Origin of the sequence: Campylobacter sp. RM12647 (genome assembly GCF_020138135.1) — a bacterium.
In the GTDB taxonomy this organism is placed as follows: domain Bacteria; phylum Campylobacterota; class Campylobacteria; order Campylobacterales; family Campylobacteraceae; genus Campylobacter_E.
Map to the genome: position 1 here is coordinate 1 of NZ_JACGAS010000038.1, position 9942 is coordinate 9942.

The 9942-nt window shown below is 28.7% G+C and carries 8 protein-coding genes; 7 read left to right on the forward strand and 1 reads right to left on the reverse strand.

The features are described 5' to 3' along the window. Nucleotides 1-332 precede the first annotated feature (332 nt). On the forward strand, nucleotides 333-575 hold the full coding sequence (locus tag AVBRAN12647_RS09350) for a hypothetical protein (protein ID WP_214120675.1): 243 nt from the start codon (nucleotides 333-335) through the stop codon (nucleotides 573-575). After that, a complete protein-coding gene (locus tag AVBRAN12647_RS09355; protein WP_250325694.1) occupies nucleotides 569-847 on the forward strand; it encodes a type II toxin-antitoxin system RelE/ParE family toxin in 279 nt (92 codons plus the stop codon). Before AVBRAN12647_RS09350 ends, AVBRAN12647_RS09355 begins: the two co-directional genes overlap by 7 nt. Nucleotides 848-1524: 677 nt before the next feature. Here the strand turns inward: AVBRAN12647_RS09355 and AVBRAN12647_RS09360 are convergent. Continuing rightward, nucleotides 1525-5439, reverse strand: a complete 3915-nt coding sequence (locus AVBRAN12647_RS09360) for a S6 family peptidase (protein ID WP_336615090.1) — start codon at nucleotides 5437-5439, stop codon at nucleotides 1525-1527. A 163-nt stretch (nucleotides 5440-5602) separates the two neighbouring features. Between AVBRAN12647_RS09360 and AVBRAN12647_RS09365 the strand changes: the two genes are divergently transcribed. The 5 genes from AVBRAN12647_RS09365 to AVBRAN12647_RS09385 form a co-directional block, all read left to right on the forward strand. Then, complete coding sequence (locus AVBRAN12647_RS09365; RefSeq protein ID WP_214119583.1) at nucleotides 5603-6082, forward strand: phosphatidylglycerophosphatase A family protein; 480 nt, start codon at nucleotides 5603-5605, stop codon at nucleotides 6080-6082. Then, nucleotides 6079-7161, forward strand: coding sequence for an ABC transporter substrate-binding protein (locus AVBRAN12647_RS09370; protein WP_214119584.1), 1083 nt, complete (start codon nucleotides 6079-6081; stop codon nucleotides 7159-7161). The genes AVBRAN12647_RS09365 and AVBRAN12647_RS09370 overlap by 4 nt, the downstream gene beginning before the upstream one ends. Nucleotides 7162-7170: 9 nt before the next feature. Continuing rightward, a complete protein-coding gene (locus AVBRAN12647_RS09375) occupies nucleotides 7171-7890 on the forward strand; it encodes a substrate-binding periplasmic protein (protein ID WP_214116433.1) in 720 nt (239 codons plus the stop codon). Then, nucleotides 7890-8951, forward strand: a complete 1062-nt coding sequence (locus tag AVBRAN12647_RS09380) for an epoxyqueuosine reductase QueH (protein WP_214116431.1) — start codon at nucleotides 7890-7892, stop codon at nucleotides 8949-8951. Before AVBRAN12647_RS09375 ends, AVBRAN12647_RS09380 begins: the two co-directional genes overlap by 1 nt. Continuing rightward, nucleotides 8951-9942: cation:proton antiporter (locus tag AVBRAN12647_RS09385; protein ID WP_336615091.1), on the forward strand; the 992-nt coding region annotated here is incomplete at its 3' end. The genes AVBRAN12647_RS09380 and AVBRAN12647_RS09385, both read left to right, overlap by 1 nt.

Sequence of the window (9942 nt, forward strand, 5' to 3'; positions counted from 1 at the left end):
ACAGTAGTAATAATGAATGGAGTTTTTAAGGTGCTTGTCACCTTAAAAACAACTAAATTATTACAATAGTTTTAAAGATAGCTTCGGCTATCTTTAAAAACGCATTAAAGATTATTGCGTTAATGAATGGAGTTTTTAAGATAGCGTTAGCTATCTTAAAAAACGACTAAGGTTATTACAATAGTAAAAATTACTAAGGTTGTTGCAATAATCCTAAGGGGAGCACTCGCTCCCTTTTTTAAATTTAAAAATCAATTTCCTAATTTAAATTCTTTAAAACTTGATAAATTAAACATATTTAGTATAAGATAACGATTATAAAAGGAGTAAATATGAATGTAATAGTAAAGATGAATGATAATCCGCACTTTTTAAAGGCTTTAAAAGAATTAGCAAAGGCATTTAACGAGCCGATAAAGATAAAGAAAGAAAAAAGCAAATTAGATGATTTTTATAATAGTAAAGAATTTTTAGATTCTATAAAAGAAGCAAAAGAATTAAAAGCTGCGTATTTGCGTGGGGAAGTTGAATATATGGACGCTGAAAAATTCGTAGAAGAAAGCATGAAATGGTGAAGTATCAAGTAAGGGAGACTAAAGCTTACAAAACAGCCTTTAAAAAACTAAGCAAAGCTGATAAAGAATTAACAAATAAAATTATTTTAAGATTGGCAAATGATGAAGTATTAGAACCGGTTTATAAAGACCACGCTTTGCAAGGTAAATTTAAGGGCTATAGAGATTGCCATGTGAAAAACGATTTGGTGCTAATTTACGAAAAAGATAAAAATATTCTAACGCTAACTTGCATTAATATTGCAAATCACAGCAATTCATTCAAAAAATAATCTTTTTAAAAAAAATAATAACTTAAACATAAATTTGAATTTATCATATTATTGATTTAATACTATTTAGGCTATCTCTAAATCAAAATATAAAGCTTTGGTAATAATAAAAATATTGCTTTATATTTTTTAGTTTTTATGTGTAAATTATTGTTTTAAATTCTTTATTTTTTAATACTTAAAAAAATCAATATCAGTGAGATTTCAAGTGATTTTATGAGTAAAAAATACAATTAAATGCGTAAAAGTAACATTAAAAAAATAGCTAAATTTTTAAGAGATTTGTGGATAAAAATTATAAATCTTAGCTATCTTTACCGCTTAGTAATTTGGCAAGATTTAAGAAGTAGTTTAATACAAACAATAACTTAGCAATTTAAATTTTCTTACTTTTAAAGAAAATTAAAATATTTTTATTTGAATTATTATTTTAATTCTTTATTTTTTGTATTTAGTAATGCGAGTGAATGAATAAAGATTATTATTTAATGGTTATTTTTGCTTCTTTATATCAAAAATTAAGCTTTGCGTCATAATTTGAGTATATTTAGGCGATAAGATAAATGTATTTTGAAACTCTTTATGCTTAAACTCATTAAAAAATCCAATAAATAATATTTATTGGCAAGATAAAAACATATAAAGATTTTGCACCTTTAAAATAGGTGCAAAATAAATTAAAAACTCTTTCTTAAAGTCATATTAAGCGAATAATCCACATTCAAATCACCAAAAAATGTCCTTTCAAACTCGGTCATTAGCCTTAAATTATTCGTGAAATTATAATTAAATGAAGCATTAGTTAGCATTCTTGTATCTTTTTTGCCTTCAATTTGTCTAATTACATTTAAATCTCTTATGGTTTTATCGCCGTTTTTAGCTAAATCAGCAGCAATTCCAACCCCAAATCTAAATCCAAATCTTGAATCTTCGCTACTTTGCTTACCAAAACTTAGCATTGTTTTTGTATTAAATGGAACGAATGATTTGCTTTCTAATTTTATATGCTCGGCTTTATTTTCAAGGCTAATCGCACTAACATAGCCACTAATTAGCTCAACGCTAGGCTCTAAATAATAATTATTCATATAAAATCTATTGCCTAATTCTACGCTTGCTACTACGCTTTTAGAATGATTATTCGCGTTAATATAAATTGCTTTATTATTGCCATTATTTAGCGTTAGAGTATAGTCATTTTTATAATCAACATATTTTGCAATCATATCAATATAAAAACCATTATTAAAAATAAAGCTTGAATAAAGTCCCCCACCTATGCCTTTTACTTTACCTTCTAGCATATTTTTTGTATCTAGTTTATAAATTGAATTAGTAAAGATAATTCCCGCATAAGCATTGAAATCATCCATTTCGCTAATCTTATCAGCACCTATTTGTAATTCATAATATTTGGTCTTATTATCTTTTAGATACGAACTTGCTCCACCGAAATTCCTAATCCAAATTCCGCCATTTGCAACCTCATCTCTTAGCTCTCCCATACGCTTTTGCATATTGTTCCACTCTAAAACATAGTTAAAAAATGCTTGATTTAGCGTGTTTTTAGCTGTATTTATTGAACTTTCTTTCTCTCTTACGAAGAAGTATTCTTGATAATGGCCTTTTGTTTCTACATTGCTTGGATTGTTGCTAGGATTTGGGTCAAGCTCAACTATAACAGGCTCTTCTGGGTTATTTGGAGTGCTTGGCTCATCTGGATTAATAGGCTTATTTGGAGTTGTTGGGGTGTCTGGCTTAGGCTCAATCGGTTTAGTATCAGGCTCACTTGGAGTTGTTGGAGTGCTAGGAATACTAGGTTCGCTTGGATTATTAACACTAGGCTCATTTGGATTAATAGGCTCACTTGGAGTTGTGTCTGTGTTAGTTGGCGGAGTTGGTTTAGTATCAGGCTCACTTGGTTTATTTGGAGTGCTAGGCTCATTTGGTGTTGGACTTGGCTCTGGTGATGGAGTAGATGGTATTTTTTCAAGATACCATTTAGCTGTGCCGTTTTCAGCATAATATTTTACATTAGCTTTAAGGTCAGCAAATACTGAATCTTCACCTTTAATACCAAAATAATTTTCAGCCACTAAAGTATCATTAGCCAAACTTGCTATTAGTATTTTATCATCTCCATTTAAAAAGCTTTCTTTAATTAAAAGCTTATTATTAGCTCCACTTGTGCTTTTGCTTATATTTAAAGCATTAGTTTTGCTTTCGTAAATATATGTTGTATCGATTGAGTTTAGGCTACTTGCGTTTATATTTGCATTAATCATTGCACCATTAAACTCAAGACTAGAAGTATTATCAGCTGTTATTGTGCCTTTAAAATCTGTGCCATTTAAAAGGCTTAGTTTTGAATTGGTTTTCAAATCAAAATTTGAATTAATTTTGATATTTTTAGCAATGCTTTCGCCTTTTGTTACTTCTTCTTGATATTTTAGATTTTTGTCATAACTTTCATTTTCTAAACTTCCTTGAAATTCTGTTGCAATAGAATTTGCCTTTATATTTTCTCCATCAAATCTATCTATATAAGCTAAATTATCGCCAATTTTAATAGTTGAAGAAATAGAATTAATGTTTTTAATATCCACATTTGAATGTTTTAAAATATCAAGACTAGCTTTGTCTAAAGTTAGGCTAGCCATTTTATAATTTCTCTCTTCCCAATCTTCTTGGTCTAGCCTTGTAGGGGTAGTAAATATATCTTCTTTTAGCTTATCTTTTACATCTTGTGATACATAATTATGCACTATTGGATGACCTTGTAAAACTAAATTTCCGTTTTTAAATTCCATATTTTGAATATCTAAACCACCATCATAAACAGCGTATTTACCACTATTATTGTGATTTTGAACTATATTAATATTTCCTTTAATATTTCCGTGATAAATAGTATTTGTAGGTTCTGTTGTAGCAAATTTATTGATTTCAAGAGTGCTTAAGTTAGTGCTAGTATTTGTTATCACTGCATTATTATCACTCGCGTAAAAATTATTAAGATTAATATTGTTTCCATTTAAATCAAGCTTACCTGCATTCTCGCCAAAATATAAATAATTTGTATTTATTTGATTTGCGTTATTTATCTTTAAACTTGAATTATTAGTCATATAAATACTACCAAAAGTTGTGCCTGAAGAATTTTTAAACTCAACTTCACCCCCACCTATTCTAAGACCTGCATTAGGGCTACTTGAATTAACTATCAATTTACCCGCACCAATTTTATGTAAATAATCATTTTTTGCTGTTTTAGGGTCATAATTTACAACCGAATTAGCACCTATATCAAGACCGCCGTGTAAAAAGTCAAAATTACCTTTAATATCATAAGTTAAATTATCTTTTATAATCAATGCACTAGAACCTAAATCAGCATTAGCACTAAGAGTTAAAGAACCGCCATTTATATAAATATCCTTATCGTTAGCCATTGCTAATACTCTTTTATTGTAATTTAATTTTGTTTGAGCGCCCAACAAACTATAATAGTGTTTAAACGATAAATCAGCTCCCATTGTTTTTTCAAGTTCTACCAAACCATCTTTTAAAGAATCAGCATCAAGTATTAAATTAGCCGTAGTGCTTATATTGTGAATTTTATTAAAATTATCCATAGTGTGATTATTTACTAAATGATAATTAGTATAAGTACAAGTTACACTATCTCCTTTACAATCAGTACCACTAGTAACACCTACCATATACCATTTCTTATCTTGATTATCCCAAACATATAATGCACTTCCACTATCTCCTTTAGAACCAGTACTTGAGAATTGAATTCTATTGCTACCTAATATATTTAACATATATAAACCATATTCATTTTTAAAACTATTAAAATCGCTTAAATTTGCAATTCCACCTGTAAAGTATTTATTATTAGTGCTTATTGTTTCAGCGTCATTTCTTTGCTCGGTAATTTTTTGAATACCTGTTCCATTTCTTACAAAAAGTGTATATCTAGAATTATCATATAAAGCAGCCTTACCGCTAGTATCCGAACAGCTCAAACCACCATTTTTACAAGCTTCATAATTTGTGTCTTTTCCATTCTCATCATAGTATTTTATTGGAGCAATATCTGCTTTAGTATTTAAATTAATCTTATTCATTCTAAGCTCAACAAAATCTTCTATATCAGTTCTTGGAGGACAAGTTGTATCAGCACAGTTTTTAAAATAATCATCAAAATTATTAGAAGCACTAACAGCAGTCGTTCTAACTCCACCAAATTCTATTACTGAACCAGCTTGAATTAATTTATCTTTTCTACTAATCATATGAGCTGCCGTTAAAACTCTGTTTGTTCCTATATTGGTAAATTCTCCCCTAAACAAATCCCCCGTTTTATTACTAGCACTAAAATCAATCATAGGCATAGAAGAAAAACTATCTACTTTTAAAGTCTCATCTTTAGAACTTACGCTAAGCCCTGTTGTCCCTGCTTTAAATTTGCCTTTATTAGCACCAAAATCTAAATAATCTTGATACGAAAATCTACTATCAACGGCACTTGCATTTAAACTAGAATATAAAATACTCATTAAAATTATTGATTTTTTCAACATTTTTTGCCTTTTTTTATAAAAAATAATCGTTATTTTATAATGTTTTTCTTAAATTAAAAATCATAGAATTTAAAAACGATATTTAAATTCTTTAAATCAAATTCTAAAAACAAATTATTCCTTAACTAACTTAAGATATTTTTCCAAATTACAAAGGATTTTAATGAAAGAAAAATTAGCAAAACTATATTTAACATTTTTTTATTCAGGTCTTAGTCCGTTTGCAAGTGGCACAATGGGGACTATTGCGGCATTACCATTTGCTTATTTGTTACTAATTTACACAGATAAAAGCACTTTAATGCTATTAAGTATTGCAATTTTTATTGCAAGTATTAAAATCATTGACGATTATGAAAAAACTCACGAACACGATGCTAAAGAAATAGTAATTGATGAGGTTTGTGGGGTTTTTTTGGCGATTGGTATGAGTTTTAACAACTCTTGGTGGCATTTTGCTTTAGCTTTTATCTTATTTAGGCTTTTTGATATAACTAAGCCAAGTATTATTGGTAAAGTTGATAAAAAGCTAAAAGGTGGCTTAGGCGTTATGCTTGATGATTTACTTGCAGGATTTTTTGCAGGTCTTTTATGCCTTGTAATTCAAGGAATTTATTTAAATTATTTAAAGGATTTATTATGAAAAAAAGTTTAATTTTATTAGCTTCTAGTGCGGCTTTTGCTTTAGATATTGGTGTAGTTTTACCACTTAGCGGTAGCGTTGCAGCGTATGGAAATGCGGCACTTAATGGAATAAAAGTAGCAAATGCAATGCAACCAACTTTAAAAAATGGAGAGCAAATCAATTTAAATATAGTTGATACAAAAGGCGATAAAATAGAAGCCATCACAGCAACTGAAAGAGTTTTACCAAAAGTTAGTGCAATAATTGGAGAAATGATTACTGCAAATACTATAGTGGTTATGAATACAGCTGAAGCGAAAAAAGTGCCTGTAATTGCACCAGCTGCTACAAATGATAAATTATTAAAAGGTAAAAATTACGCTGCTAGAGTGTGCTTTAATGATAGTTTTCAAGGCGAAGCTATGGCAAAATATTTATTAGCTCAAGGTAAAAAAACAGCAGTAATTGTAAAAGACCAAGCGACTGATTATTCACTAGGTTTATCAAAAGCTTACAAAAAAGAATTTGTTCAAGGTGGTGGAGAAATATTAAAAGAATTAATCATTACAAGTGGAGATAAAGATTTTAACGCTATTTCAGCTCAAATTGCTAGTTTAAATCCTGATGTAGTGTATTTGCCACTTTATTATCAAGAAGCAGCACTTTTTGTAAGACAAGCAAAAATCGCAGGTGTTAAAAGTATAATCGCTAGTGCTGATGGGGTTGCTGATGAGCAATTTATCAAACTTGCAGCAGAGTATTCAAACAATCATTTATATACAGATAGCTTTGATGCAAATGTTCCACCAACAGAACTTAGCAAAAAATATTTAGCAGAATATGCAAAAGCTTATAATGGAAGTCTTCCATCAAATTTTGCTGCAATGGGTGCTGATGCTTATTTTGTATTAGTAGAAGCTGCAAATCGTTGCGAGCAAATCACTAGCGAATGTATAAATCAAGAGATTAAAAAAACTAAAGATTACGAAGGCGTTAGTGGAATTATTAGCATAGATAGCACAGGAGAGACAAAAAGGTCTTTAATTATTAAAGAAGTAGTAAATGAAAACGCAGTTTATAAAGATAGCGTAAAGTAAGGGAGCAAAATGAAAAAAATATTATTTTCTTTAGCATTATTAACAAGTATGAGTGCTGATATTTTAAGAGTAGCAACAGCACCTAATTATCCGCCTTATGAATATTTAGAGAACAACGAATTAAAAGGCTTTGATGTTGATATTATTAAAGAAATTGCTAAAAGAAATAATTTAGAAGTGGAGTTTAAATATATGGATTTTGACGGATTAATCCCAAGTCTTAAGAGCAATAAAGTGGATTTAATCGGAGCAATTATGAAAAAAACTCCAGCAAGAGCTAAGGCAGTAGAATTTACAATTAATTTTAAAGATAGTTCTAATTATTTCATAAAAAGAATAGAAAATAATGAAAATCAAGAAATTAAAAATTGTAAAGATTTAGATTTTACTAATACGCTTTTTGGGGCTGAACTTGGCTCGGTGCAATATGATATAGCAAAAAAATCTAGCCAAAAAGAAGTAAAAGGCTTTGCAAATTCTAGCATTAGCATACTTTCATTACAAAGCAAAAAAATAGATGCTATAGTATTAGATAAGGTTGCTGCAGTTAATTTTTTAAATAAAAATCCTGATTTGCAAGTAGTTTGCGAGTATAAAGATGAAGACTCACAAGGATTTGCCGTAAATAAAGGTAATACAAAATTACTTGAGATAATAAATAAAAGCCTACAAGAAATGCTAGATGATGGCACAATAAATGAAATTAGTAAAAAGTATAAAATAAATTAATGCTAGTTCATATTTGTTGTAGCGTTGATTCGCACTTTTTTTTGCAAGAATTAAGAAAATTAATGCCTGATGAAGAACTCATCGGGTATTTTTATGACCCAAATATTCATCCTTTTAGCGAATATGAATTAAGATATTTTGATGTAGCAAGGTCTTGTAAAAAGCTTGGTATTAAGCTAATTAAAGGTGAATATGATTATGCTGAATGGTTTAATTATGTAAAAGGCTATGAAAATGAGCCTGAGCGTGGGAAGAGATGTTCTAAATGTTTTGATTTTAGAATGCAAAGTTCTGTTGAAATGGCTTTAAAATTAGGGCAAAAAACATTTACAACCACACTTTTATGCTCTCCTAAAAAAGATTTAGAGCAATTAAGAGTATCTATGCAAGAAGCTTTAAAAGGGACTGATTTAGAGTTTTTTTGTGTTGATTTTAGAAAAGATGGTGGAACTCAAAGGCAATTAAAATTAGCAAAAGATGATTTATTGTATCATCAAAATTATTGTGGCTGTATTTACGGCTTAGCTCAACAAAAAAGCGAAGAGCATTTGATAAAAGAATTAAGCTCAAGTATATATAAAAATCAAATTCTACCTGGCTCAATAGAAGAAAAATTGCAATTTTTTAAAAAAGTCGTAAGATTAGAAAGCAAAAATCAACAATTTAGCATTATTAGAGAAAAGTTTTTAAATTATCGTTTGCTTTATGCAAGAATTAAAGCTAATAAAAATACTGCAAAAGCTTTTGTTTTGTTTTATTCGCATTTTAAATCACGCAAAATTAATCTAAGTCTTGACATAAGTAAAGAGCTAATAATGTGTAATAAAGATGAATTATGTGTAATATCATTTAAAAAAGCGAATGAATTTTTTAAATACGAAAATTATGAAGAATTTTTAAAAAATCCACCAAGTATTAAAAAGCAAATAAGCTTTAGAGCAAAATTATTTAATCACTATAACCTAAGTCCTATTATAATTATTGAAAATATCCCCGAAAAAATTGAAATAATTGCAAAAAGCATAATTTTTGAGGATACTAGATTTATACAAGGAAATTAATGGAACTTAGCTCAAATGATTTAAATATTTTATTATTTATATCTTTTGTTGTTTTTTCATCGCCTTATATAGCAAAGCTTACTAGCTTACCTATTTTAGCGGTTGAAATTATTTTAGGAAGTATTGCTGGTGCTATTGGAATAATCACAAAAACACCTGCTTTTACCCTAGCTTCTCATATTGGATTTTGCTATTTAATGTTTATAGCAGGGCTTGAAGTAAGCCTTAAAGAATTTATAAAATTAAATGCAAATGAGCTAAAAAAAATATCTTTATTTTATTTAATTCTTTACGCTTTAGCTATTAGTATTTCTTTGATACTAAAACTTAGCTTAGTAGTTGCAATAATAATTCCTGTTATGAGTATAGGGCTTATTAGTATTTTATATAAAGAATACGAAATTACTCCAAAATGGCTTAGTTTTACTATGGTTTTAGCAGCACTTGGCGAAGTAATAAGCATTGTTTTAATAACTCTTTTAAATAGCTTTTCAAACTCAAGTAGCACAATGCAAGTTGTTACTTCTGTATTGTCAATACTATTCTTTTTAGGGATTTTTGTTGTAATTTATTATATTTTTAATGCGATTTTTTGGTGGTTACCTTGGCTTAAAGAAATTTTAATGCCTGATTATGATAAAGCAGAGCGTAATGTAAGGCTTAGTCTTGCATTGTGGATGCTAGCAGTTGCTTTAATGCTTTATTTTGATTTTGAAATAGCTTTAGGAGCGTTTTTAGCTGGTATGTTTATATCTAGCTTTTTTGGGCATAAAAAGGATTTAGAGCATAAATTAAGCTCATTAGGACACCCTTTTTTAATACCTATATTTTTCGTATATGTTGGGCTAAGCCTTGATTTTAGCTTGGTTAATAAAGAGCTTATATTAATGTCATTTGCTATTATTCTTACTATGTTAGTTTGTAGAATAATTAGTTCTTTTGTATTTTATAAAGACTTTAAAATATCTTGCATTTTATTAGCTTTTACATC